The 24,839-nt window shown below is 61.0% G+C and carries 21 protein-coding genes; 3 read left to right on the top strand and 18 right to left on the bottom strand.

Annotated features, from left to right (window positions below; genetic code table 11):
- Positions 1 to 140: 140 nt before the first annotated feature.
- The 4 genes from tnpA to DW754_RS08740 form a co-directional block, all read right to left on the bottom strand.
- Positions 141 to 599 carry an IS200/IS605 family transposase gene (gene tnpA, locus DW754_RS08755; protein WP_117630087.1) on the bottom strand — a complete coding sequence of 153 codons (459 nt, stop codon included), beginning with the start codon at positions 597 to 599 and terminating at the stop codon, positions 141 to 143.
- A 232-nt stretch (positions 600 to 831) separates the two neighbouring features.
- Positions 832 to 1,305 (bottom strand): PTS sugar transporter subunit IIB, encoded by a 474-nt coding sequence (locus DW754_RS08750; RefSeq protein WP_117758504.1) that lies wholly within the window; start codon positions 1,303 to 1,305, stop codon positions 832 to 834.
- 71 nt (positions 1,306 to 1,376) lie between these two features.
- Positions 1,377 to 1,796 (bottom strand): PTS sugar transporter subunit IIA, encoded by a 420-nt coding sequence (locus tag DW754_RS08745; RefSeq protein WP_117758503.1) that lies wholly within the window; start codon positions 1,794 to 1,796, stop codon positions 1,377 to 1,379.
- A gap of 135 nt (positions 1,797 to 1,931) precedes the next feature.
- Positions 1,932 to 2,636, bottom strand: coding sequence for a GntR family transcriptional regulator (locus DW754_RS08740; protein WP_117563729.1), 705 nt, complete (start codon positions 2,634 to 2,636; stop codon positions 1,932 to 1,934).
- A gap of 481 nt (positions 2,637 to 3,117) precedes the next feature.
- Between DW754_RS08740 and DW754_RS08735 the strand changes: the two genes are divergently transcribed.
- Positions 3,118 to 6,156, top strand: coding sequence for an insulinase family protein (locus DW754_RS08735; protein WP_117758502.1), 3,039 nt, complete (start codon positions 3,118 to 3,120; stop codon positions 6,154 to 6,156).
- Between the two features lie 386 nt (positions 6,157 to 6,542).
- Here the strand turns inward: DW754_RS08735 and DW754_RS08730 are convergent, their stop codons facing one another.
- Both DW754_RS08730 and DW754_RS08725 read right to left on the bottom strand, forming a co-directional pair.
- The gene (locus DW754_RS08730) at positions 6,543 to 8,642 is read right to left on the bottom strand and encodes a heavy metal translocating P-type ATPase (protein ID WP_117758501.1); all 2,100 of its coding nucleotides are present in this window, start codon (positions 8,640 to 8,642) and stop codon (positions 6,543 to 6,545) included.
- A 118-nt stretch (positions 8,643 to 8,760) separates the two neighbouring features.
- Positions 8,761 to 9,018 carry a DUF6110 family protein gene (locus tag DW754_RS08725; protein WP_117758500.1) on the bottom strand — a complete coding sequence of 86 codons (258 nt, stop codon included), beginning with the start codon at positions 9,016 to 9,018 and terminating at the stop codon, positions 8,761 to 8,763.
- A gap of 334 nt (positions 9,019 to 9,352) precedes the next feature.
- Here DW754_RS08725 and DW754_RS08720 point away from each other — a divergent pair, with 334 nt between their 5' ends.
- Positions 9,353 to 9,973 carry a 5-formyltetrahydrofolate cyclo-ligase gene (locus DW754_RS08720; protein WP_117758499.1) on the top strand — a complete coding sequence of 207 codons (621 nt, stop codon included), beginning with the start codon at positions 9,353 to 9,355 and terminating at the stop codon, positions 9,971 to 9,973.
- A gap of 31 nt (positions 9,974 to 10,004) precedes the next feature.
- Here the strand turns inward: DW754_RS08720 and metA are convergent, their stop codons facing one another.
- A complete protein-coding gene (metA, locus tag DW754_RS08715) occupies positions 10,005 to 10,931 on the bottom strand; it encodes a homoserine O-succinyltransferase (RefSeq protein ID WP_117758498.1) in 927 nt (308 codons plus the stop codon).
- Between the two features lie 212 nt (positions 10,932 to 11,143).
- Between metA and DW754_RS08710 the strand changes: the two genes are divergently transcribed.
- Complete coding sequence (locus tag DW754_RS08710) at positions 11,144 to 12,121, top strand: L-lactate dehydrogenase (protein ID WP_117758497.1); 978 nt, start codon at positions 11,144 to 11,146, stop codon at positions 12,119 to 12,121.
- Between the two features lie 383 nt (positions 12,122 to 12,504).
- Here DW754_RS08710 and DW754_RS08705 read toward each other — a convergent pair whose 3' ends face one another.
- From DW754_RS08705 to DW754_RS08655, 11 genes are all read right to left on the bottom strand, one after another.
- Complete coding sequence (locus DW754_RS08705; protein ID WP_117758496.1) at positions 12,505 to 13,473, bottom strand: SIS domain-containing protein; 969 nt, start codon at positions 13,471 to 13,473, stop codon at positions 12,505 to 12,507.
- A gap of 144 nt (positions 13,474 to 13,617) precedes the next feature.
- On the bottom strand, positions 13,618 to 14,373 hold the full coding sequence (locus DW754_RS08700; RefSeq protein WP_117758495.1) for a GntR family transcriptional regulator: 756 nt from the start codon (positions 14,371 to 14,373) through the stop codon (positions 13,618 to 13,620).
- A 2-nt stretch (positions 14,374 to 14,375) separates the two neighbouring features.
- A complete protein-coding gene (locus tag DW754_RS08695; protein WP_117758494.1) occupies positions 14,376 to 16,358 on the bottom strand; it encodes an ATP-dependent DNA helicase RecQ in 1,983 nt (660 codons plus the stop codon).
- Positions 16,359 to 16,679: 321 nt separating this feature from the next.
- Positions 16,680 to 17,399: a GntR family transcriptional regulator gene (locus tag DW754_RS08690; protein ID WP_117758493.1), complete on the bottom strand. Its 720-nt coding sequence runs from the start codon at positions 17,397 to 17,399 to the stop codon at positions 16,680 to 16,682.
- A 104-nt stretch (positions 17,400 to 17,503) separates the two neighbouring features.
- On the bottom strand, positions 17,504 to 18,511 hold the full coding sequence (locus tag DW754_RS08685) for a YitT family protein (protein ID WP_117758492.1): 1,008 nt from the start codon (positions 18,509 to 18,511) through the stop codon (positions 17,504 to 17,506).
- Between the two features lie 353 nt (positions 18,512 to 18,864).
- Positions 18,865 to 19,494, bottom strand: a complete 630-nt coding sequence (locus DW754_RS08680; RefSeq protein WP_158561606.1) for an HAD family phosphatase — start codon at positions 19,492 to 19,494, stop codon at positions 18,865 to 18,867.
- Between the two features lie 156 nt (positions 19,495 to 19,650).
- Positions 19,651 to 20,634, bottom strand: coding sequence for an SIS domain-containing protein (locus DW754_RS08675; protein ID WP_233508845.1), 984 nt, complete (start codon positions 20,632 to 20,634; stop codon positions 19,651 to 19,653).
- A 198-nt stretch (positions 20,635 to 20,832) separates the two neighbouring features.
- Positions 20,833 to 21,666 carry a PTS system mannose/fructose/sorbose family transporter subunit IID gene (locus tag DW754_RS08670; protein ID WP_117640939.1) on the bottom strand — a complete coding sequence of 278 codons (834 nt, stop codon included), beginning with the start codon at positions 21,664 to 21,666 and terminating at the stop codon, positions 20,833 to 20,835.
- A gap of 13 nt (positions 21,667 to 21,679) precedes the next feature.
- On the bottom strand, positions 21,680 to 22,474 hold the full coding sequence (locus DW754_RS08665; protein WP_006235136.1) for a PTS sugar transporter subunit IIC: 795 nt from the start codon (positions 22,472 to 22,474) through the stop codon (positions 21,680 to 21,682).
- A gap of 36 nt (positions 22,475 to 22,510) precedes the next feature.
- Entirely contained in the window at positions 22,511 to 23,434 is a 924-nt protein-coding gene (locus DW754_RS08660; protein WP_117758489.1) for a PTS mannose/fructose/sorbose transporter subunit IIAB, read from the bottom strand.
- A gap of 183 nt (positions 23,435 to 23,617) precedes the next feature.
- Positions 23,618 to 24,700: a DMT family transporter gene (locus DW754_RS08655; RefSeq protein ID WP_117758488.1), complete on the bottom strand. Its 1,083-nt coding sequence runs from the start codon at positions 24,698 to 24,700 to the stop codon at positions 23,618 to 23,620.
- Positions 24,701 to 24,839: the final 139 nt, after the last annotated feature.

The following is a 24,839-nucleotide window of genomic DNA, read 5'->3' as shown; positions in this document are numbered from 1 at the left end:
ATCAGAACCACCCTTAAAAAGGGTGGTTTGCTCTTAGGGTATAACCCACGGGCCCCGGGCTCGCGTCTAAAGGCGCGGGCCCGGACTTCGTCCAGGCCTAGTGCATCTTGACCCGTGGCGCGCCGGTCGAACCGGCGGCATCACCCCCTCTTGAAGGGGTCCTCGTACTCCTTCACGCTCAGCTTGTCCAGTGCGATGTCGTGGGACTCCTGCTCCCTGATGTACTTGGCGATCGTCGCCTCGTTCAGGCCGACGGTGGACACGTAGTAGCCCTCCGCCCAGAACTTCCTGTTGCCGAACTTGTACTTGAGGCTGGCGTGCCTGTCGAATATCATCAGCGAGCTCTTCCCCTTCAGGTAGCCCATGACGCTCGCGACGCTGTACTTCGGCGGGATCGCCAGCAGCACGTGCACGTGGTCGGGCATCAGGTGCCCCTCGATTATCTCGATCCCCTTGTACTCGCACAGCTTCCTGAGGATCTCCCCTATGTCGCTCCTGATTTGGTTGTAGATCACTTTGCGCCTATACTTCGGCGTGAACACGATGTGGTACTTGCACATCCACTTCGTGTGGGAAAGGCTGTAGGCCTTCTGGGCCATGGCGACCACCCCTTCGACTCGAATTCTTGACGGCCTGAACAATCGTCAATATCGGTCGGAGGGGTGGCTTTGTAAAGCCGTTTGTCTCCACCCGCGTAGCGGGTGGTTTAAAGCTGGCCGCTGCGCGGCCAGCAGACTAAAGTCTTGAATAAAAAGCCCGCCGATCAAATGATCGACGGGCATAGGCATAGAGCATTGGTTCAATAAATGCCGAGCATCAACGTGTTTCCGGCTAGAAAACGTCCTTGGCAAACACCTTAGCGTCATTGGGGACCTGACAGATTTCGATGGCCACGCCATCGCCCAGGAGCTCTTGGATATGCTCGGCATCTTTCTCGGTCGCAAAGATCGCAGGGGTCGGATGAAGCGTGGTCTCAGGGGTCTTTCGGGTTCCGCCCAGATTGATCTCTTTGATGTCTTTGCAACCCTTAGCGAGACGATAGACATCTTCAATCGTCTCAGTGATGATAAACAGCGAATACTTGTCGGTAACGCCGCTGTTGAGCGCCTCGATAGCAGCGTCAACATCCTTGATGACGAGTTTAACGCCGTTGGGGCGGGCGAGCCTCAAGGCCGCCTTCCTCATGTCGTCTTTTGCCACAGCATCGCTGGCAAGCAAGATGCAATCTACATCCAAAGCGTGAGTCCAGGACATGGCAACTTGGCCGTGAATCAGTCGGTAATCAACTCTCGTAAGCTTAATCATCGTTATCATCTCCGCACGTGATAAAGGGAATGACAGGTGTGGCCCCTAGCTAGGGCTCGAACCAGAACTAACTAGAACTCTTCTTCCTCGGCGCCGGCAAGCATGTCCGCCGCCTCGCAAAGCTGAATAAACGAACGCGATCCCTCGACCGCGGCTTTGGCCTTGTCCGCATCCAGGGAGTCCAGCTGTGTAACCATTTCCACCAGCAGCGGCAAGTTCATTCCAGCGATTAACGTAAACGATCCGTCGGTCTGCCTCTGAATGAATTCGTTGTTTACAGAGCCGCCAAAGATGTCAGTCACGACAAACCAAGAGTCGGCAGGGTCCCTCGTCTCCATCCATGCATCAAGCAACGCCGCGACGTCCCTTGAATCGTCATCGACATAGGCGCACAGGCACTCGATTCGGTCGTTGGTGCCCATCAGAATCTCCAGAGAGCTTTTCATGCCTTGGGCGAGATAACCATGACTCGCTAGCAATATCTTATTCATAGTTCTCCAATACCAATAGGACGTACTATATTGTCATAACAAAGTATATTAGCAATCTACCCTACGTGGTGTGTCTATTTTCCAAATCCGCGAACGGTAACAATTGGTCGGTAAATCGACCAATCTATCGCTAATTTACAAATAGAACTTCAGTCGCTCGGTGCAGTACACCTGACGGGAGATAAAAAGCGGCTCGCCACTTGGGGCATAACGTCTATCGACAAACAGAAGCAGCGAAGAGTCCAGCTCCACGTTAAGGTATGCCGCCTCGAGCTCGCTCGCATAGCAGACCTCGAGCGTACGCGTGTTGGGACCCATCTTGATCCCCTGGCGATCGAGTACCGCCATCAGCGAATCATCGAGGGACTCATGCTCCAAAAAAGAAAGCGCAGCGGAATAGCTATTGGTTTCCAGCATCGTGGGCTTGCCATCCACAAGGCGCAGACGACGGCTACGCAATACCTTTTGGGTATCGTCTACGCCCAGGAACTTCGCGTCTCGCAGACTTGGGAAGTCCCAGCCCATTTCGAGAACCCTGGTAGACGCCTGTTTGCCCGCAAGCTGGCACGAATGGGTAAAGCTCTCACGGTCGTCCGCGGCATACATCTGCGTGTCCGACGAAACGAACGTGCCCTTGCCGCGGGCCCTCTCAACAAGCCCAGCATCTTCCATTTCTTTAATTGCGGAGCGAACCGTTATTCGGCTCACGCCAAATTGCTCGATAAGCTCCGCCTCGGTCGGAAGCTTATCTCCCGGGCGGTACGTGCCGTTGGCGATTGAATCAGAAAGCGCACGAACAATCTGTTTGTACAGGGGGATAACGCTATTTGCCTCAACCATATCAACCATACCTTTACAAGGAATCAGCAGCCTATAGATAAATGACTTATATTGTATTAGAACTTTTTAGCACTCCACGCCATTTCCTATAATGTTTTAGCAAACGAGGGGTTATTTTGCGTAAGCGGTGTAGAGTCCATCCATTTCCGCATACAGCTTCAATCTGATGGCGGTATATGCATCCGATAAGCCGATTGATTTTTATCTTCTACCTGTCTCACATTCATCCCTCGTCGTAGAGATGAATGTGAGGTGAGAGATACGTACTTGACGCGCGAGCGTGGATATTTGGACGGTTTTTGGGCTTTTGGCGGCCGATTTCGTCCGAAAATCCACGCTCATGCGGCAGACGTCCGAATTTCCACGCTCGTGTGCCAGAAAATCCACGCTCATCCGGCAGATTGGTCGAAGGCCCCATATGGGTATACTCTCGAGGATTCGACTCGATTCGCCCCCGCTGGGGCGCCAAAGGAGACTGCATATGCCCACTACCTCAACCGACCCGCGCGCCGCTGCTGCCGCGCTGCTGGTGCCCGGCACCACCTGCCACGGCTTTGCCGTCGAGCGCTGTGAGACCGTGCCCGAGCTCGACTCGGACGCTTACGTACTGCGCCATACCACCTCGGGCGCGCGCCTGCTGTACCTAGCGTGCGACGACGAAAACAAGGCCTTTGCCATTGGCTTTAAGACGCCGCCGGCCGATTCCACCGGCGTGTTCCATATTCTTGAGCACTCGGTACTGTGCGGATCGGCCAAGTTCCCCGTCAAGGAGCCGTTTGTCGACCTGATCAAGAGCTCCATGCAGACGTTCCTCAACGCCATGACCTACCCCGACAAGACCATCTACCCGGTCGCCACCACCAACGAGCAAGACCTGTACAACCTGATGGACGTGTACCTGGACGCGGTGTTCAACCCGGCCATCTATACCAAGCCCACCATTTTTGAGCAGGAGGGCTGGCACTACGAGCTGGACCTGCCGGAGGGCGCTGGCGGCGACGGCAGCGCCGCCAGCCTGCGCGAGGGCACGCTGCGCTATAACGGTGTAGTGTTCAACGAGATGAAGGGCGCGCTGTCCGACCCCATGAGCGTGCTGGACGACGCCGTCAACGCCGCGCTCTATCCCGATACCGCCTATGCGCACGAGAGCGGCGGCGACCCGCGCGCGATTCCCGCGCTCACCTACGAGCAGTTCCTGGATACGCACGCGCGCCACTACAACCCCTCCAACTCCTACATCACGCTCTACGGCGACCTGGACGTGGACCGCGCCCTGGCCTTTTTGGACGAACGCTATCTGTCGCGGTCGAGTGCCGCGAGCCGCCGCATGGACGCCGCCGTCGCCGCCGGCGAGGACCCGTCCGCGCTGGCGCCCAATCCGCTGGACGCGCAGGCGCCTGTGACCTGCGAGTACAAGCGCGTCGAGATGGCCACCACGCCCGAGAACGCCCTGGTAGGCCTGGGCCTTGTGCTGGGTAGCGCGCTCGACCGCAAGCGCACGATCGCAGCGGACATCCTGTTCGAGGCGCTGCTGGGCTCCAACGAGGCGCCGGTTAAGAAGGCTATCCTGGCGGCAGGCCTGGGCGGCAACGTGGTGAGCTACACCGCGGCCGAGTGCCTGCAGCCCTACGAGCTCATCATGCTGCAAAACGCGCAGCCCGGTGTGGCACGCGAGCTGCGCCGCGTGTTCCAGGACGCCTGCCGCGACCTGTGTGAGCACGGCGTTCCGCGCGAGCGCCTGGAAGCTATCATCAGCAGCAACGAATACGACCTGCGCCAGCGCGACTACGGTATCGCCGACGGCGTGGCCATTGCGTGCGACGCGCTGAGCACGTGGCTCTACGATGACGATGCCGCGACGCTGGCACTCAAGTATGGCCCGGTGTACAAGGAGCTGCGCGGCGAGCTGGACGGTAGCTACTTTGAGGACCTGCTGCGCGAGCTGGTGCTGGAGAACGACTACACGGCGCTCGTCGAGCTGGTGCCGGTGGATGCTGGTGCTGGCTCGGAGGGTGCCGAGGCCGCTGAGCTGGCAGCCAAGCGCGACGCCATGACCGATGCCGAGCTGGCCGACGTGGTCGAGCGCACGGCTGCGCTGCGTGCCGCGCAGGAGGCCGAGGACACGCCCGAGGACAAGGCCACGCTGCCGCGCCTGCGCGTGTCCGACATTGGCGAGGCGCGCCCCGAGCCGCCGCTGGTCGTAGACACGACCGCGCCCATCCCCTGCCTGCGCCACGGCATCCCCACCAACCGCCTGGCCTACGCCATGCAGTATTTCGACCTGAGCTGCGTCGCATTTGAGGACCTGCCCTATGTGACGCTGCTCTGCCGCCTGCTCAAGCAGCTGCCCACGCGCGAGCATTCGGCCGAGGAACTCGACAACCTTATCGCCGGCAAGCTGGGCTTTTTGAGCTTTACGACCGAAGTTATGACGCAGCCCGACGTGGACGGCGCGCGCCCCTACCTGCTGGTGAGTGCCGGCGCCCTGTCCGAGAAGATCGACGCGCTGGCGAGCCTGCCGCGCGAGGTGTGGTCGAGCACGCTGCTGGCGGACGCCGACGCCGACCGCGTGCGCGACGTGCTCACACAGATTCGCATTGGTCTTGAGCAGGGCTTTATCAACAACGGTCACTCGGCGGCACTCGGTCGCGCGATGAGCTACAGCTCGCCTTCGGCCGTGGTGCGCGAGCAGCTTTCGGGCGTGGATTTCTATCTGTTCCTGCGCGATCTGCTCGAGCACTTTGACGAGCGCCTGGACGACCTGCGCGCCAAGCTTGCCGAGCTGGCGGAGCGTATCTTTGTAGCCGATGGCTGCATGGCGAGCTTTACCGGCAGCGACGAGGACTTTGACGCGTACTGGGATGCCGCGGGTAACCTGGGGCTGGACGCTGGCGACGACGTCGATGCCGGCCGCGACGCGCTCGTGGTGCCGACGCCGCGCGACCGTCACGAGGCCTTTGTCATTCCCAGCGACATTTGCTTTGCGGCAAGCGCGTGCGACCCGCGTCGTCTGGGCATTGACGTGACGGGAGCCTGGGCCGTGGCTGCCAACGCGCTCTCCTACGACTACCTGTGGAACGAGATCCGCGTGAAGGGCGGTGCGTACGGCTGCGGATTCCGCGCAGCCGGCGAGCGCCAGACGGCGTTCTATACCTACCGCGACCCGGCAATCGACCCCTCGATTGAGCGTGTGGAACGCGCAGGCGAATGGCTCGGCAGCTTTGAGCCCGACGAGGCCGCCTTCGAGGGCTTTATCGTGAGCTGCGTAAGTGGCATGGACGCGCCGGTGAAGCCGTACGCGCTCACCAAGCGCCGCAACACGACCTACCTGGCCGGGCTCGATCCGCACGCGCGCGAGGAGCGTCGCGCCCAGATGCTCGCCGCCACGCCCGGTGAGCTGCGCTCGCTCGGCGCCGATGTGACGCGCATCGCAGCCGCGTCGCCCACCTGCGTCTTTGGCGGCCGCGACGTCATCGCCAAGAGCAACGCCGGCTTCAACGTAGTCGACCTGCTCGCCTAACGCACAAAGGTAGATTTTTGGGACATACCCGAAAATCTACCTTTTTCTTTAACGGGCGGGGTGGAGCGAGCCGGCTTTGGCACGGGATGCACCGCACCGCCCGCCGGTTTGTCTAAATCTGTAACAGTTGGGCAGGAATATGGGCTCAAAACGTTACAGATCGAGACAGTTCTGGATGACACCAGCCCTTTGTCTCGATCTGTAACATCTGAGCCCATTTTTGCCGAGTAACTGTTACAGATTTAGACAAACCACTACGGACGCTAGCCTCAGCCCAAACCACCACAAAGGTGTCCCCTTTGTGGTGGTTTGGGCCGTCATTATCGCGTTTGCCCAGATAAAACCTGCCAAAATAAACCTGTCCCTTTTTGGCAGGTTTCCCGCGGCTAGCGCACCTGGTAGGCGCGGGCGTTTCGCGCCGAGAGGAAGACCGTGGAGCCGTTATGGATGAGCGAGCTCACCTGCGGGGCGATAAGGCCCGCGACGCCTCCCGCCAACAGCAGCGAGTTGAGGCCGATGACCTCTCTAAACGATGCGTCCATGCGCTCCTCGAGCCCAAGCGCCAGACGGCGCAGCACCACGAGCGAGGAAAGGTCGCCGTCGGTGAGCGTGATGTCGGCGACCTCTTTGGCGATCGCGGTACCCGAGCCCATGGCCACGCCCACGTTGGCGGCCGAAAGCGCCGGCGAGTCGTTGACGCCGTCGCCCACCATGACCACGCGGCGCCCGGCCGCGCGCATCTGCTCGACCACGGTGTGCTTGTCCTCGGGCAAGAGGTCGGCGCGGAACTCATCGATCCCCGCCTTGCCCGCGATGCGCGCGGCGGCGTTGGCGTTGTCGCCCGTGAGCATCACGATATGCTCAAAGCCCAGCGCGCGGAGCTGTGCCAGCGCCTCGGGCGCGCCCGGCTTGAGCGGGTCCTGGATGCCGATTGCACCCTTGAGCACGCCATCGACCGCTAGGTAGAGCTTCGAGAGGCCGTCGAGCTTCTCCTCGATCAGCGCCCGCACATCGTCGGCGATCGTGACGCCCTCGTCCTCGACCACAAAATGCTCGGAGCCGATCACGCAGCGCTTGTCGTCGAGCGAGCTCGCAATACCATGCGCCACCAGGTACTCGACCTCGGCATGACGCTCGCGGTGCTCGAGCCCGGCCTCGGCAGCCGCATTGACCACGGCGCGCGCCACCGGGTGCGGAAAGTGCTCCTCAAGGCAGGCCGAGAAGCGCAGCACCTGCGTGCGGTCCCAGCCATCGAACGAAAGCACGTCCGCCACCTGTGGGGCAGCGGCAGTCAGGGTGCCCGTCTTGTCGAAGACGATGGTGTCGGCCGTGGCGAAGGCCTCAAAATGCTTGGAGCCCTTGACGGTGAAGCCCTCGCGCGCGCTCTGGCTCATGGCCGTGAGCACGCTGATGGCGCCCGTGAGCTTGAGCGCGCAGGAGTAGTCGACCATGAGCGCGGCACTCGTGCGCACCAGGCTGCGGGTCTTGAAGTAGACGCCCGCGGCGAGCAGGAAGTTCCACGGCACAAAGGCGTCGGCCATATGCTCACGGCGGCTGAGCGACTCGGCCTTTAAGGCCTCGGACTGCTCGACCAGGCTCACGATCGAGCGCAGCTTGGTATCGGTCGCGGCAGCGCGCACGCGCACGTAGGCCTCGCCGTCCTCCACGGCCGTGCCGGCAAAGACGTCGTCGCCCACGCTGCGCTCGATAGCCAGCGGCTCGCCGGTGAGCGTGGACTGGTTGACCATGGCGCAGCCCCATTCGACGGTACCGTCGACGGGGATGGGCATGCCGGTGCGCACCACGATGAGGTCGCCGGCGACAAGGCTCGATGCCTGGACGCGGCGCTCCTCTGCCCCGCGCACCGTGGCATCGCCGCAGGGGATGAGCTGCGCGTAGTCGGGCACATCGAGCAGCGAGTAGATGAGCTGGTTTTGCGACTGCGCACGGGTGTAGTCCTCGAGGAGCTCACCCAGGTTGAGCAGCAGCATCGTGCTGGCAGCGGTGCGCCAGTCACGCTTGAGGAAGGAGATGCCGATGGCCGCGGCGTCGAGCACGGGCACGTCGAGGCGCGCGCCGGCAAGAGATGCGAGCGCGGCCCTGAGAAAGCCGCGATAGCTCCAGACGGTATAGATCGTGGAGAGCGGCGCCGGCAGGAACCAGCGGCGGGCTAAATGTCCGCCGAGGAGCGTGGCGATATCCATGAGCAGACTGTTGGTGCGCGGCGCAAGCGCGACGGTGCAGTCGCGACGGGCCTCGTCCACGGCCGTGCGGTCGATAGCGGCGATGGCGGCGAGCGCCTGGGCGCGGGCGGCAGGGTCAAACGCGACGGCGAGCGAGCCCGTGCGCGGATAGACCGTCGCCTTTTGGATGACGGGATGTTGGCGGAGGGCGCGCGTGAGGGCGTCGATGTCCGCCTCGGGCACGCGACCGGCGAGCTTAACGCGCACGCGGCCGGGGACCTCGTGTTGGATGGTGTAGTTCATGCGTGAAGGCCTCTCTTGGTATGGGGCGTCAAACGTGTGCCCAAAAGAGCAGCAGCTGCGTCGCTTGGGGGCGATCGCAGCTGCTTAGAGTCGTTGAGACAAGCGTTGGGCGCGAGGTCTACTCGGCCTTGCCGCCCTCGACGACCTCCACGTCAACGGGGTTGTTGAGGTACTCGGCCTCGGCAACGATGTCGTCGACCTGGGCCTTGGCCTGCTCGACGATATCCTGGTAGCCGGCCTTGACGCGCATGCCGGCGGCAACGGTAGCCACAGCGGCACGCTTGGCGGTGTCGGACGCGAGGGCCTTGGGAACAACGACGCCCAGGACGGCGCCGGCGGCAACGAGCAGGGAGTGAGTCTTGGAAATGCTGACCATGAATGATCCTTTCGGACGTGTGGATAGAACGGTAATTAGTTCAGACTAACATTCTTTGAGTAGACGAGGATGCAAAGTCACCGTACGGCAACCCCGAAGGCGCGTCTTTTTGCGTTGTGCTGCTGAACTGGGGTTCAATCTACCCCGCAAGTGGGAAGGTAGGCCATGGTAACTCGCGTTATGCACATCTCGACCATAGTTGCGCACATGCAACAGTTGGCGGTGGCTAACCACCGGATTGCTGGCCGACCTAAGGGCCGGCGGTTGACCCGTTTGCCCTCGCGACGGAAGGGATAGACTTTGTAGCAACCGAACAGCTGCTTTGGAGGAATGCATGCTTAACGTTGCGCAACACAAACAAGCCGCCCGCGTCAAAGCGCTTGCCCGGCGCGACGACATCCCGCAGGCTCTCCGTGAGCAAAAGTCGGCCTCGATATCCTCCCAGCTCGCGGCAAAACTCGACCGGCTGCTCGACAGCCATCAAGGCGGCCCGGTAACCGTGGCAACGTATGCGGCAATAGGATCCGAGCCCGATCCTTCCGCATTTGCCAGCTATGCCGAGCGGCGCGGCTGCCGCGTCGCGTACCCCTGCATGCTCTCATCAGCCGAAGCCGCTGCGTGCGGCCAGCGCATGTGTATGAGGGCCGTCGCCGTCGGCGATGCGCCCGCGGCCCCGTTTATCGCCCGCCCCACGCGGGCCTTCGCGGCCACGGACATCGACAGCGGCCGTTTCCCCATCGTGTCTGACGAAACTCTCGACATGATCGTCGTGCCGCTCGTAGCTTTCGACCGCGCCGGCTCGCGCCTGGGCTACGGCGGAGGCTGCTACGACCGTTACCTGCCCATGCTCTCGCCCGCATGCCAAATCGTCGGCATCGCCTTTGACGAACAGCGCGTCGACCACGTCCCCACCGATGCCCACGACCTGCCGCTACCCAACATCATCAGCGCCTAACCGCTGGCAGGCCTCATTACACGAGCGCAGTCTAGTGCTCCTCGCCGGCGCGGGCCAGGTCGTAGGGCGTGGTCTGGTAGACGTAGTAGTTGAGCCAGTTGGTATAGAGCAACTGAGCCTGGCTGCGCCAGACGTTGCGCGGCTCGGCCGTGGGGTCGTCGTTTGGGAAGTAATGCGCCGGCACCTGGGGGCTGAGCCCGCGCTTCACGTCGCGCTCGTACTCCAGGCGCAACGTGTCGGTATCGTACTCGGGGTGGCCAAATACAAAGAAGCGGCGGCTGTCGGTCGACTTGACGATGTACAGGCCCACCTCGTCGGACACGGCCACGACCTCAAGCTGCGGCTCGGCCTCCACGTCCTCGCGGCGCACATCGGTGTTGCGCGAATGCACGGCATAGAAACGGTCGTCAAAGCCGCGGACCAGCGGGCTCTGCGGCTTCACCAGATAATGCTCAAAGACGCCGCTCGCCTTAGCCGGCAGGTCGTACTTCTGAATACCGTAGTGGTGATACAGGCCCGCCTGCGCGCCCCAGCAAATGTGCAGCGTGGAGTGCACGTGCGTGGTAGACCAATCCATGATCTGGCAGAGCTCGGGCCAGTAGTCGACCTCCTCGAACGGCATCTGCTCCACCGGCGCGCCCGTGATGATCAGGCCGTCGTAGTGGATGTCGCGGATGTCGTCGAACGTGCGGTAGAACGTCTCCAGGTGGCCGGCGCTTACGTGCGTGGCCTCGTGCGTCTTGGTGCGCAGCAGGTCCACCTCCACCTGCAGCGGCGTGTTGGAGAGCTTGCGCATGATTTGCGTCTCGGTGGCGATCTTGGTGGGCATGAGGTTGAGGATGAGCACGCGCAGCGGGCGGATGTCCTGGTGCAGCGCGCGGTACTCGGTCATGACAAAGATGTTCTCGCTCTCGAGCTGCGCGGCGGCAGGGAGGGCGTCGGGGATGCGAATGGGCATGGATGCTCCTTACGAGTCAGTTGCAGCTATGGTACAACGAGCGGGCACATCCGCGCGAGCACATCGCTCAGCGATGCCGTCAGCGGTCCAAATCACTCCAAAAATAGAGATTAAGGTATGTCCCAAAAAATCTACGGCGCTTTAGTCTAGCAAAGTGGTAGCAGGACGCTACAATGGTTCGACGCGAAAAACTCGGCCGAAAGGATACATATATGTACCAGACGCGTAAGATCGGTGTGGTCGGCCAGGGCCACGTAGGAGCACATGTCGCCAACAGCCTGCTTATGCAGGGCATTGCCGATGAGCTGTACCTGTGCGATATCAACGAGGCCAAGGTGACGTCCGAAGTCCAGGACCTGCGCGACTCCCTTTCGTTTGTCCCGTATAACACCAAAATCGTCAACTGCTACGACCACTACGAGGAGCTGGCTTGCTGCGACGTCATCGTCAACGCCGCCGGCAAGGTCGCGCTGGCCGCCGGCAACCGCGACGGCGAGCTGTTCTTTACCACCGACGCTGCCCGCACCTTTGCCAAGCGCATCGTCGACGCCGGCTTTGACGGCATCTTTGTGAGCATCTCCAACCCCTGCGACGTCGTGTGCACCGAGCTGTGGCACCTGACCGGCTACGATCCCAAGAAGATCATCGGCTCGGGCTGCGGCCTGGACTCCGCCCGCCTGCGCACCGAGATCTCCAAGAAGGTCGGCGTGAGCCCCAAGTCCATCGACGCCTACATGATCGGCGAGCACGGCTTTAGCCAGCTGGCCGCCTTTAAGTCCGCGACCATCGCCGGCAAGAGCCTTAACGAGCTTCAGGCCGAAAACCCCGACAGGTACGCCTTCGACCACATGGAGATCGAGGAGCTCGCGCGCAAGGGCGGCTATGTGACCTACCAGGGCAAGCAGTGCACCGAGTACGCCGTCGCCAACTCCGCCGCGCGCGTCTGCGCCGCCGTGCTGCACAACGAGCACGCCGTGCTTTCCGCCTCCACGCTCATGACCGGCCAGTATGGCGAGGAGGGCATCTTCACCTCCCTGCCGTGCGTGATCGGCGCCGAGGGCGTCGAGGAGGTCTACACGCTCGACCTTTCCGAGCACGAGCTCGAGGGCTTCCACAAGAGCTGCCAGCACATCCGCGACAACATCGCCCAGCTCGACTGGTGGGATGCCGAGGCCTACGACGCAAAGTAGGCCGCCGCTTGACGCGACACCTCGCTCATACGGACGCCATGTAAAGCGGGCCGCGCCGGAAACCCATCGGCGCGGCCCGCTTTTTATTGACCCCAACAGCATGCCTGCAGATTTAGGTCTAATACTTTTCCGCGAAGTGAACGAGCAAAAACGAGCCCCCGAAGCATCGACACTTTTCAGACGCCGTTTCCTGCGGTTTCGCCGAGTTTTTCCTGCAGTTTTGGCGTCAAAAAGTGTGGATGCTTCGGGGGTCCAAAACAGGTCGTTCACTTCGCGGAAAAGTATTCGACTTCGTTTTCGCGCAGACACGAATCCGGCCGCCACAATGCAAAACGGGGTCCGCGCGCAGCACAGACCCCGTCAAAAAAGATAATTCCCGGTGCCTAGTACTGCTCGATGCCCATGTAGCGACGAACCTCGGGGCTGTGGTCAAACACCTTGCCGCGGGCGGCGCGCAGCTCGCAGCTCATGTTGTAGAAGAAGATCGGCTCCAGGAACGAACGCACGCTGGCGGGCACCTCGCCCACGCCGTACTCGAGGGCGTCGAGCACCATAATCGTATCGGTGTGCGTGTTGAGAAACGCGAGCGCGCGCTCCTCCATGGGGCGGCACTCGCCCGCGCCAAGCTGCACAAAGTAGAACACGCCGGGCTCGGTGGCCTCGAAGGGACCGTGGAAGTACTCGCCAGAGTGGATGTAGCAGCAGTGCTGCCACTGCATCTCCATGAGCGAGCAGATGGCCATGGCGTAGGTCTGGCTAAAGTTGGGGCCGGACCCCAGGATATAGAAGAACTTGTGCTGCTGGCAGAGCTCGGCAAAGCGGGCGCCCAGCTCGGCGTTGACCTTCTCGCGGGCGGCGGGCAGCAGCGCATCCATCTGCTTAAGGCCGGCGTACATGTCGGCGAGCGCCTCGTAGCCCTCCTGCTGGTCGAGCAGCTCGGCAGCCATCAGAACACCGATGCCCTGCGGGACCTCGGCCTGCGACTCGCCCTTGCCCCACGGATAGACCCAGGTTGTCCACTTGCCGCTGTCGATCTTGGAGCCCGCATAGTCGGTCATGGTCACGACCTCGGCGCCGGCAGTCAACGCCATCTCGCAACCGTCGATGACCTCCTGCGTGTTGCCACTGTGGCTGCAGGCGACGACGAGCGACTTCGGCCCCAGGCTCTTGGGGGCCATCAGGCAAAACTCGCGCGCGGTGTAGACCGTCGAGGTAAACGTGGTCGCCTCGCGCTTGAGCAGTTCGTTAGCCGGCATGAGGTCGATCATCGAACCGCCGCAGGCAATCCAAAAGACGTTCTCAATCTTGCCCTTGCGCTCGATAATTTCCTGAACCAGATCGTGTGCGTTCATGGTGATGTCCCTCCTTGTGTGGCGGTTTCGAACGACGACAGCTCGTACCTGCGATCGTTCTATGTTGTTCTATTTATAGCATGCGAGCTGTCACAGGTGAAGTCGTTTCAGCAGATTTGTTCTATGTTGTTCTATCTATGGACGTTAGATGTCGAACACGTAGCGCGAGCCCACGATCTTTTGGCGCCCGAGCAGCAGGGGCCGCCCGTCTGCATCGGTAAAGTACGCCTCCATATAGAAGAGCGGCTCGCCGACCGGCACCTCCAGCAGCGGGGCCGCCTGAGCATCGGCAAGCGCAATCTCCACGGTGCAGGGGTCGGACTTGAGCGGCGCGCGGCCCGAATGCTCGGCAACGAGTGCAAAGATCGAGTTATCGGCAAGGTCCTCGTCGGCAAGCGTCTGCAGGTAGGGATGGTCGGCCAGCACAAAAGAGTTGTTCTCGAGCATGACGGGCACGCCATCTGCCGTGCGCACGCGCTCGACTACGATGAGCTCGCAGCCGGGCTCCACGCCAAAGAACGCCGCGTCCTCGCGCGTCGCCGCGACCACCGTGCGCGACACCAGGCGCGCTCCGGCAACCATGTCGTTGGCGGCGCAGCCCTCGGTAAAGCTCTGGACGTCGCCTTTCTGGCGAATCTTACGCTTGAGCTTGGGGGCGCACACAAAGGTGCCCCTCCCCTGCTGGCGGTTGAGATACCCCGCGCGCGACAGCTCCTCGATGGCGCGGCGCACGGTGATGCGCCCCACGCCGTAAGACTTCGCGAGCTCCATCTCGGAAGGAATGCGCGAGCCGGCCGCATACACGCCGCGCGCGATCTCGCCCTTCAGGTCGTCCATGACCTGCTGGTACAGTGGTACGGCGGATACGCCAGCGCGGTCGGTTTTATCGTCGGTTGCCATCGTTACGCTCCATCCCGCGCATGCTCGGACTCAAACTCTTCAATCGCCGCCATAAACTGCTCGCCAAAGGCGTCGGCCTTTTTCTCGCCGATGCCGTTGACCTGGATAAGCTCGTCGCGCGTCTGCGGACGCAGGCGGCACAGGCCGCGCAGGGCCTTGTCGGAGAAGACCATATACGGCGCCATCTCCAGCTCGGTCGAGATTTCCTTGCGCAGGGCGCGCAGGCGCTCGAACAGCTCGGCATCATCGCCCACGCGCGGGCGCTGATCCAGCTCGGCCTCCTCGCGCAGCAGATCCACCGCACGGCGGGCGCGGGCCGAGGCCTTGCGCTTGGACGCGCGACGCTTAACGGTAAAGGCAAACGCCTCGTCCTCGACCTCGCCGGCACGCGGACCCAGTCCCACGACCGGGTACTGTCCCTGTGAGGTGGCCAGATAACCGCGGCCGCACAGCTGACCGATGATGTTCTTAATGCGCCCGACCGATTCGCTCGACAGCTCACCGTAGCCGCGGTCCTCGTCCAGATGCATCTGGCGAATGCGCTCGGTATTGCCGCCGTGGAGCACGTCGGCGATGAGTGACTTGCCAAAGCGCATGGGGCGCGTGGCCACATAGCGCACGGTGGCGCGGGCCATATCGGTGACGTCCTCGACCTCGAACTGCGTGAGGCAGTTGCTGCAGTTGCCGCAGCCCTCGGCTTCGTCCGTGGCGGTGGCGCCCGCACCAGCCGCAGCAGCATGCTCGGCCGCGGCCTCGTCGCCAAAGTAGCGCAGCATGTATTCGCGCAGGCAGCCGGTGGTATTGCAGTAGCCCTCCATCTGGCTGAGCAGACGATATCGGTTCTGGAGCGCCCACGCGCGCTGCTCGTCGTCGAGCGTCTCGTCGGCCGCATCGCCGCGGTCGATCAAAAAGCGGCGCATGCGAAAATCGTTGCCGTTCCACAGCAAATGGCAGCTGGCCGGATCGCCATCGCGGCCGGCGCGGCCCGCCTCCTGATAGTAAGCCTCGATGCTCTCGGGCACGTTGTTATGGATGACGTAGCGCACGTTGGGCTTGTCGATACCCATGCCAAAGGCGTTGGTGGCGACCATCACCTGAATGTCGTCGTCGATAAAGGCACGCTGGCTCTGACGACGGGCGTCGTTGCCCATGCCGGCATGGTAGCGGCCCACGCGAATGCCGCTGGGGCCCAGAGCCTCGGCAAGCTCTCCTGCCAGCGCATCGACGGTCTTGCGGGTCGAGCAATACACGATGCCGCTCTCGCTCGAATGCGCGATCACATAGTCGCGCACCCACGCGGTCTTAGCCTTGTCGCCCATCTCCTCGCAGCCAAAGTAGAGGTTCTTGCGATCGAAGCCCGTCACCACCGTCGCCGGGTTTTGCAGGCCGAGCATCTGCTGAATGTCCGCACGCACGCGCTCAGTCGCTGTAGCGGTAAAGGCCGCCACGATGGGGCGCTGCGGCAGGGAATCGATAAACTCGCGAATCTGCAGGTAGGCGGGGCGGAAATCCTGACCCCATTGGCTCACGCAGTGGGCCTCGTCAATGGCCACGAGCGGAACGCCGATGCCGCCTTCGGCCGCAGCTTCCTGCGCAAAGGCCAGAAAACGCGGCTCGAGCAGGCGCTCAGGTGCCACATACATAAGCTGGTAGCGACCCTCGCGCGCCCGCTTGAGCACGGTATTTTGCTGAGCCGGCGTAAGGCTGGAGTTGAGATAGCTGGGGCGCGCGCCCGCCGCGAGCAGTGCGCGGGTCTGGTCCTCCATAAGCGACAGCAGCGGACTCACCACAAAGGTGATGCCGGGCAGCATGAGCGCAGGCACCTGGTAGCAAATGGACTTGCCGGCACCTGTGGGCATAACGCCGAGCGCATCGCGGCCGGCAAGGATCGCATCGACCATGCGGTCCTGCCCCGGGCGAAACGAGGTGTAGCCAAAATAGGCGCTGAGCGTGTCGAGCGCCATCTGCTGCATGCTATCGGTCATGGTTTCCTAACGTCCAAGTCATCTGCCGCCGATTATACGCCGCCACGCGGACCGCTGCCGTACGGCTGTCAGCCACGCTCATTCTGCGGGTAGTCATTGGGGACGTTCTTGAATGACTAGTCGTTTAAGAACGTCCCCAATGACTACCACGGCAACGCCGATGTTTTGGCGCAGACAGCGAAAGCCCGTCAGAGCGAGCAAGGTGCCTTGAAACAAGGCGGCATTGATCTTCTGATCATGCCGCCGAAGTTGAAAGGCAGATTGCCGCTCTGGCGAGCTTGCAGCGTCGAGCCGTTGCGCGGTTTGGTAAAACCGCGTAACTTACATCACCATGACGTAGCGGCTGCCCACGTAGTACTGCTTACCCATCAGGACCGGCTCGCCATTGGGGCCGATAAAGCCGGCGCGCAGGTTGAGCAGCGGGTCGTGCGGGGCAATGCCCAGCTCGGCGGCCTGTTCGGCGTTGGCGCGAACGGCCTCGACCGTGCGGTAGCCAACCGAGACAATCGGCGTTCCGCTAACACGCTCGACCTCGGCAAAAATCGACTTGTCCTCAAGATCGGCCGTCAACAGCTCGCGGTATGCATCAAACGGCACAAAGATGTTCTCCTCAAAGATGGGCTCGCCGTCGGCTGTACGTACGCGCTTGATGTGCAGCAGCAGCGCGTCCTTCTGCAGGCCAAAGAACTCCATCTCGTTTTGACGTGCCGGCACAATCTGGCGATCGATCACATGCGCGCCCGCCTTCATGCCGTTATCGGCGCAAAGCTCGGTGAACGTCTGCAGCGTCGAAGCGTGGAACTGGCGGTTGATGTGCGGCGTGGAGACAAAGGTGCCGCGGCCCTGCTGCTTAACCAGGTAGCCATCGGAGCACAGCTCCTCGACGGCGCGACGCACCGTAATGCGGCTCACCTCATACTGTTCGGCAAGCTCAAGCTCAGATGGAATGCGCTCCTTTGGTGCATAAACACCTTTCTCAATCGCGTCCTTGATCTCGTCGTAAATCTGCTGGTAAAGCGGTGCATTTTTGGGCGCTGGCATATCTGATCACTCTTATCAAAATATCGAAATAACTAATACGTATATAACGTCTTTTTATATGTTACCTTAGTTTGATAAAACGATACACCGCATACAGCAAATCTTTACTTGCCGTCGTCCTGCTGCAAGCTTTCCTGATCGTGCAGACGGGCCTGCCTGCTGGCCATGCGCGCGGGCTTGTCGGGATCGGGAACGGCCGTGGGCATGGGCTCGTCGACATGGCCGCCCCACCAGCCGCCCACAAAGTTAAGCGTGTGGAACACATTGATCACGGCGCCGGGATCAATGTCGCACACCAACTTGATGATGTCCTGGCTCTCGTAGGTCGAGACAACGGTGTGCAGCAGGTACATCTTTTCGCGGCTGTATCCGCCAACGACCTCGGCGCAGCTGATGCCGTGCTGAAAATGGTCGATATAGGCGTTCATGACCTCGTCGGCCTTGCGCGTCGTGATCTGCAGCGTCACGCGGTCGTAGCGACGGTAGAAGCTGTCGATGGTCTTGGTCGAAATAAACTGGAACACGATAGAATACGCCGCATTGTCCCAGCCAAACATAAAGCCAAAGATCGCCAGGATAAAACAGTTAAAGCCAAAGATGACGCCCCAGATGGTCTTGCCCGTGTGGTTGGAAACCCACAGCGCGATAAAGTCGGTACCGCCGGTGGATGCGCCGGACTTAAGCGCAATGGCAGCGCCCAGACCCGAGACCACGCCGCCAAAAATGATGAGCATGATCTTGTCGCCCAAAAACGGGGCGAAGTGAAAGATATTGAGAAACAGCGACGAAAGCACGACCTGCATCATCGAGAAGATGACGAAGCGCCTGCTGATGCCGCTCCAACACAGAAGCGCCACGGGGATGTTGAGCGCGAGCATGCCGAGCGAGATGTCGATATGAACGCCGCCGAGCGAGGTAACGCGATCGAGCAGGACCGCGACGCCGGTGAGACCGCTCGGAAGCAGGTCGGCGGGGCGAATGAACGCCTGGATCAGGAATGTCTGGAGAACGGCGGAAATTGTGACCGCCACAGCAGTGATGGCGCGGCGGACAATGGTAAGGCGGCCGAGCACGAGCACGCGGTCCGTGAGCTGATCGATGGCGTTCGCCACGTAGGCTCCTTTCGGAGGCAGATGTAGTTGTGGGGCATGTCGGCGATTGTAGCATGGAGCGCGAAAGGGCGCTTCAATTCACCCGCTCTCGACAACCAAAACGAGCCAGCATCTCCCCAACCAAAGAGCCCAAATTCCAAGTGAGTAGACTATTCGCGACCTGTCGAGCACACCCAAAACAGCCACCTCTGTGACCTGCAGTTTTACTAAGGCAGATTCGCTTTGTGCTCTGCCTGAGCTGAAAAGTCTACTCACTTAGTCTGAATCGGAGCCAAACGGATCAAATCGAAGCCAAAATGAGCCGATCTGCCGCAAAAGACGCGTGAATCGGTACTTCTCGTAGCGAATTGACGCTATAAAGCGGTCAGAATGTCGGCGAGGCTATCGATGATGGCATCAGCGGCGGACTGATCCAGGTTGACGCCCTCGTGCGGGCGCAGCGCCAGGACGCGGGCGCCGGAGCGCTTGCCGGCCTCGATGCCCAACGGCGAGTCCTCGATAACCAGGCACTCGAACGGCTCAACATCCAGCGCCTCCATGACACGCAGGTAGATCTCGGGGTCGGGCTTAAACGCACTGCACTCGTGACCGCTGATGGTGTAATCCAGCACATCGGCGATACCGGCAATCTCCACCAGCTCGTCAATGAGCTCGCGATAGGACGAGCTCGCGATGGCACACTTGACGCCGCGCTCGTGCAGCTCGCGCATCACCGGCTCCGTCTGCTCGTTGAGCAGCTCGGCATACGGAACAGGGTGAACCGGGCTGTAGACCTGCTTGTACTCAACGCGCAAGCGCTCGCGCAGCTCAACATCGTCGGGCACCAGCGACTTCCAGATGGCAGGCTCGTTAGACCCCGAAAGATCGGGGATCTCGTCAAAGTGGAACCCCTTTTCCTCCATAAACGCCACGCGGCGACGGTTGTAGAACCACTCGGTATCGACCAGCACGCCGTCCATATCAAACAGCACTGCCTTGATCATACGCATCTCCTCCCACCTGCCAAAAAGGGACAGGTTTATTTTGGTAGGTTTTATCTGGTGTTTTGCGACGCGACAGACACGCCCCCAAAGCAAAAAGGGGACGGGGCGCAAACCCCATCCCCTCTCAATCAACCCGTAAGGTCTACTTACTTGTGATTAGTAGGAAAGCTTCCACATGTAGCGACGCATGGTCAGCGGGTGCTGACGGGCCTCGGCGATCTGGTTGCCGTACTCGCGCATAACGGCGAGGTGCAGCAGCGGGTTGAAGTAGGTGATGACGCTCGCGGGCACGGCGTCAGCCAGGCCGTAGTCCTTGGAGTCGATCAGAGCGACCTTGGCGCCCATGCGCTCAAGGAAGGTGAGGGCGCGGGCGTCCATCGGACGGGTAGCGCCATCGGACATGAAGAAGACGTAGGGCTTACCCTCGGTGGAAACCTCGAACGGGCCGTGGAAGTACTCGCCGGTGTTGTAGGCGGCGGCGTCGATCCACTGCATCTCGGTGAACAGGAAGGCGGCGTGAGAGTAAGCCATCTTCTCGGAGGCACCGGAGGCCATGAAGTAGATCATCTTGTCGTTCTTGAAGTCCTCGGCGAACTTCTTGGCGAGCTTCTTGCAGTGCTGAGCGGCGTTCTCGCAGAGATCGAAGACGTTGGTGAGGCCGGTGATCATGTCCTCGTAGTGGTCATAGCCCTCGGTCTGCTGAAGGATCTCGAGAGCAAGAGCGATGGCGTAGCCGGGCTTCTCGCACTTGGCAGCGTAGTTGGCGTGGAAGCCGTGAACGATGACGTGGTCGGCGTCGACGGTCAGAGCGGAGCCAGCCTTGTTGGTGAGGGAGACGACCGGGCAGTTGTGCTTCTTGGCGGTCTTGTTGGCCTCGACGGTCTCGGGCGTGGAGCCACCGAGGGAGCAGGTGATCACGAAGGTGTGCTCGTTGACCCAGGAAGGCGTGTCGTAGTTGAACTCGTTAGCGGTGAAGATCTGAACGTTCAGCTTGTCCGTGTTGTTGGCCAGGAAGTACTTGGCGGGGTAAAGGTCGGACATGGAAGCGCCGCAGCCGACGAAGGCGACGCTGTGGATCTCGTGGTTGGACAGGACGTCAGCGACGATCTGCTTAGGGAGGTTAAGGTCGATCTCGTACATCTGACACATTCCTTTCGATTTTTGCGGCGCCACATTGCCGGGCGCTCGCAGGGTTACCGTGATTTGGACCGAGTCGCCGGCCCGTTGAGGATGTGTCAAAGGAACTGTCCCTTTGACACATTTAGGGATGGAAGCCTGCCTGGGGTATGGGATGCCAGGCAGGCCCCCGGGGGAAAGCGATTAGGCGCTTGGTCGCGACTACGCCAGGATGCCGGCCGCGGAGAGGGCGATGCCGCCCACGATGGCGATCACGAGAAGCCAACCGGTGTTGACGTTCTTCTTGATGAGCCAGTACATAAGGCCAGTGAGGCCAAGGGAAATCATCTGGGGCATCATGCCGTCCAGGATGTCCTGGATCACGACGGTGCCCTCAGCGAACTGCAGCGGGGTGGTGGCGCCGATCAGCGTAGCGATCATGCCGCCCACGGACATAAGACCCACGATACCGCAGACATACATGAGCTTCTCCATGAGGTCGCCGCCCTGGAGCTTGCTCAGGTACTCGTGGCCGCCCTGATAGCCGATCTTGGCTGCGAACCAAGTGATCAGCACGGAGGGCACGATGGAGATGAGCATGGCCAGGATCGGGCCCATGATGGAGCCCTGCTGAGCCAGCTGAACACCCAGGCCAAAGGCGATAACGCGGATGGTGCCCTGGAAGAAGGAGTCACCGATGCCGGAAAGCGGACCCATAAGGGAGGTCTTGACCGCGTTGATCGAATCGGGGTCGAAGTTCTCGGGATCCTTGGCGTACTCTTCCTCCATGGAGGCGGCGAGGCCTAGGATGAAAGCGCTCGTCTGCGGGGTGCAGTTGTAGAACGCCATGTGACGGTGGTAAGCCTCTTTCTTAGCAGCGAGCTGCTTGGGGTCGGACTCGTCCGGATAGAGGCGATCGAGCGTGGGAACCATGCCGTAGAGGAAGCCCATGTTCATCTGACGCTCGTAGTTCCAAGAGGCCTGGATGGCCCAGGAGCGCCAGAAGAACTGGCTGACCTTCTTGTTCAGGGACACGTCCTTGGTTGCGGTTGCCATAGTGTGTTCCTCCTTAGTCTTCGTCGTCTTCGAGCGGATCGTAGTCGGAATCGACACCGGCGGCTGCATGGGAACCGTTGAACTTGAAGCCCATGAAGACGACAGCCAGGCACACACCGATCAGAGCGACCGCGATGACGGACAGGTTGAGGTAAGCGGCGAGCAGGAAACCGATGAACAGGAACGGAGTCATACCCTTCTTGATCATCATGGTGAGCAGCAGGGCCAAGCCGTAGGCGGTCATGATCTTGGTCGAAACGTTAAGACCAGTGGACAGCCACTCGGGAACCATGTTGACGATGGCCTGAACCAGGTCGGTGCCAACAAAGACGGCGAGGAAGATCGGCAGGAAGTACATGACGGCGTATAGACCGGAGCCGGCGCAGATGTGCATGCGATAGGCGGTCTTGAACTTTCCGTTATCGATCGCGCTATCTGCCACATGGGTGAGGGCGGCGATGATGGAACGGAACACGATGCCGAGGAGCTGACCCAGGACGGCGACCGGGATGGCGATCGTCATGGCGGTCTCGGCGGAAGCATCGGTCAGGCACGCAAAGGCAGCGGCCACGATGCCGCCCAGGACCATATCGGGCGGAACGGCGGCGCCGACCTGCACCAGGCCCATGGACACGAGCTCGACGGCGGCACCGACGGCAAGGCCGGTGGGCACATCGCCCAGCAGCAGACCGACGAGCGTAGCGCCAACGAGGGGCTGCTCGAAGTTAAGACGACCGAGCAGGCGGGAGTCCCACATGCAGAACACGCCGACGAGGCCGACGAGCACCGCACTGATGAACGTATTCATACCCTTCTCCTTTCAGTCAGGCAAAAGCCTGGTTGATTACAGCTTGGCGTCGATGTCGACGCTCTGATACGTGGGGGTCTGCTGGACGTAGAGCTTGATGCCCATGTCGAGCAGCTGGTTGACGTCGGCCTTCTGGGTGGCGTCGAAGAAGACGGAGCTGTCCTTGCCGCCGATCTGATCGGCACCGTCGTGGTTGGCGGTGGCGCCCAGGTTGATGGCGTCGAGCTTGTAGCCCTGGCAGAACTGCAGCATCTCGGCCGTGTTGCCAAAGACGAACATGACGCGCTCGCCGAGGGTGTTGAGCTTGTCCATCTTGGCGAGGGCACGCTCGACGGTAAAGACGTTCAGGCGCACGCCCTGGGGCTTGGCAAGCTTGAGAGCGCCCTTCTTGATGTCATCGTTGGCGGCAGCGTTGTCGACGACGATGATGCGCTCGGCCTGGACCTTGGTGGTCCAGGTAAAGACGACCTGGCCGTGCAGCAGACGGTAGTCAAGACGCGCGAGGACAATCTTGGCGGGACCGGAGCTGTGACGGGACGCCTTGGCCTTCTTGGCGGGAGCCGCGGCGACCTCGACCGGTGCGTTGGGGTTGGTCAGACCGGTGCGGGCCTCGTTGATGAGGGCCGCGAGCTCGGCGCCCTTGACGGGGACGGGGCTCATAGCGAGCGTGAGCGCCAGCGGGATGTTGAAACCGCTGACAACCGTGAACTTCGTGCCGTTCTTGGAAAGCTCGACCATGCTGTTGTTGACCGAGCTGCCGAGCATATCGGTCAGCACATAGACGGTGTCGTCCGCGTTGAACGTGGCGATCATGGCGTCCACCTTATTGGTGATGGGCTCCTTGTCGTCACGAGCAAGCGACACGACGTGGACGTTCGACACGTCGCCGAGAACCATCTCGAGCGTGTCTTTGGCGCCTGCGGCCAGGCCGCCATGAGATGCGAGAATGATCTGATTCATCTTGCCTCCTCCTTTTCGTTATGGTCATTATAACGTCTTATACGTTGCTTATATTGCTAATTAGTATAAAGACCGTTCGCGGGTGAAAATCGACCGTTGACGGGTTTAACGTACTTGAAACGTTGGGGCTGGGTAGGCCGGCGCTGGCTGGATAATCCCAGGTCGGACGCCGTGCGCAATCCCTTATCGCACGAAGTACCAGGGGCTTTCCTGCACGGTGGGCTCCAGCGCGATGCCGGTGCGTTCCTTAAACAGATCCATGTCCTGAGATTTTTCGGTCCACCACGCGTTGGGCTTAAAGGTCATGCTCTCGACAATACGTTTGGCAATGACGCTGTTGCGCAGCTTGGAGAAGTCGGTGTTCATAATCAGGATAGACGCGAGCACCAGCACGATGCCCAGGACTTTGATCGCACCGGCGGGCTCGGCGTAGACACCAATGCCCAGCAGTACGGTGACGACTGTCTCGAATGACATTACGACGGGAACTTTCGACGTCTCGAGCCCCATGGACAGGCCCTGCATATATAAGATGTAAGCCACGGCTGTGGGGATGAGTCCAAAGCCAAGGAACAGCAGCAGCAGCTGTGGCGACATTGCCGCGGCGACATCCGGCCACGGAGCCGCGATAGCCGCCATAACCGCACCGCCAAAAACAAAGCCCCAAAACGTGACAGCCAGCGGGTGGACCGTCTTGGTTGCTATTCGGCTAAACACCGCGAGCGACGCACCACAAAGGCCTGCAATCACGCCCGACGTGACGCCCCAAACCGAAAAATGAAAACCGGAAAGGTCGCCATTGGTCACTGCAAGCACGCAGCCAACGATGTTAAAGACAATGGCAACGAGCTTGTTGGGGGTCACGTCCTCGCGATAAAGCACGCGGCCAAGCATGACGCCAAACACCGGCGAGGTGTAGAGCAGCACCGAGGCCGTGGACATGCCCACCTCGCCCATGCACTCGTAATAGCAGGTGTTGGCGGCGGCCAAACCGACGATACCGACAAGCGCGCAGGGAACAAGCTCTTTAGGGCTTGCCTTGAACAGTGCCAGGGGACCCGATGCCTTTCCCTCACGAGCACCTCCCTGGCAACCCATGAATGCCAAGACCGGAGCCATTAAGACGGCACCCGACAACAAGCGAAAGGCAGCCATACTCTGGGACGTAACGCCCATGGCCGAGATGCCGTTTACAAAGATTCCGATGCTGCCCCACATAAGCGCGGCGATCAGCACCAGCACATAGCCCAGATTGCTTTTCTTCAACGCAGCCTCCTCGGTATTGTTTCCAATATGTTTCACACTACGTTATAGTCGTTATATACATTTTTCAAGGCACAAATCGGCAGACGGGAAAATCTGCTTTTCCGCTACAACCCATTAGTGCAAAGAGGCCAGGTTCATA

It is taken from the genome of Collinsella sp. AM29-10AC (assembly GCF_003469085.1).
Classification (GTDB): domain Bacteria; phylum Actinomycetota; class Coriobacteriia; order Coriobacteriales; family Coriobacteriaceae; genus Collinsella.
The sequence above is the reverse complement of the archived record's forward strand: the minus strand, read 5'-3'. Positions and strand labels throughout refer to the sequence as shown.

Excerpts from the sequence above, each read along its gene's own strand:
- DW754_RS08700 (WP_117758495.1), bottom strand. The coding sequence starts at position 14,373 with ATGGCAACCGACGATAAAACCGACCGCGCTGGCGTATCCGCCGTACCA.
- DW754_RS08680 (WP_158561606.1), bottom strand. The coding sequence starts at position 19,494 with ATGATCAAGGCAGTGCTGTTTGATATGGACGGCGTGCTGGTCGATACC.
- DW754_RS08740 (WP_117563729.1), bottom strand. The coding sequence starts at position 2,636 with ATGGTTGAGGCAAATAGCGTTATCCCCCTGTACAAACAGATTGTTCGT.
- tnpA (WP_117630087.1), bottom strand. The coding sequence starts at position 599 with ATGGCCCAGAAGGCCTACAGCCTTTCCCACACGAAGTGGATGTGCAAG.
- DW754_RS08705 (WP_117758496.1), bottom strand. The coding sequence starts at position 13,473 with ATGAACGCACACGATCTGGTTCAGGAAATTATCGAGCGCAAGGGCAAG.
- DW754_RS08675 (WP_233508845.1), bottom strand. The coding sequence starts at position 20,634 with ATGTACGAGATCGACCTTAACCTCCCTAAGCAGATCGTCGCTGACGTC.
- DW754_RS08690 (WP_117758493.1), bottom strand. The coding sequence starts at position 17,399 with ATGCCAGCGCCCAAAAATGCACCGCTTTACCAGCAGATTTACGACGAG.
- metA (WP_117758498.1), bottom strand. The coding sequence starts at position 10,931 with ATGCCCATTCGCATCCCCGACGCCCTCCCTGCCGCCGCGCAGCTCGAG.
- DW754_RS08735 (WP_117758502.1), top strand. The coding sequence starts at position 3,118 with ATGCCCACTACCTCAACCGACCCGCGCGCCGCTGCTGCCGCGCTGCTG.
- DW754_RS08695 (WP_117758494.1), bottom strand. The coding sequence starts at position 16,358 with ATGACCGATAGCATGCAGCAGATGGCGCTCGACACGCTCAGCGCCTAT.
- DW754_RS08730 (WP_117758501.1), bottom strand. The coding sequence starts at position 8,642 with ATGAACTACACCATCCAACACGAGGTCCCCGGCCGCGTGCGCGTTAAG.
- DW754_RS08750 (WP_117758504.1), bottom strand. The coding sequence starts at position 1,305 with ATGATTAAGCTTACGAGAGTTGATTACCGACTGATTCACGGCCAAGTT.
- DW754_RS08660 (WP_117758489.1), bottom strand. The coding sequence starts at position 23,434 with ATGAATCAGATCATTCTCGCATCTCATGGCGGCCTGGCCGCAGGCGCC.
- DW754_RS08725 (WP_117758500.1), bottom strand. The coding sequence starts at position 9,018 with ATGGTCAGCATTTCCAAGACTCACTCCCTGCTCGTTGCCGCCGGCGCC.
- DW754_RS08720 (WP_117758499.1), top strand. The coding sequence starts at position 9,353 with ATGCTTAACGTTGCGCAACACAAACAAGCCGCCCGCGTCAAAGCGCTT.
- DW754_RS08710 (WP_117758497.1), top strand. The coding sequence starts at position 11,144 with ATGTACCAGACGCGTAAGATCGGTGTGGTCGGCCAGGGCCACGTAGGA.
- DW754_RS08665 (WP_006235136.1), bottom strand. The coding sequence starts at position 22,474 with ATGAATACGTTCATCAGTGCGGTGCTCGTCGGCCTCGTCGGCGTGTTC.
- DW754_RS08745 (WP_117758503.1), bottom strand. The coding sequence starts at position 1,796 with ATGAATAAGATATTGCTAGCGAGTCATGGTTATCTCGCCCAAGGCATG.
- DW754_RS08670 (WP_117640939.1), bottom strand. The coding sequence starts at position 21,666 with ATGGCAACCGCAACCAAGGACGTGTCCCTGAACAAGAAGGTCAGCCAG.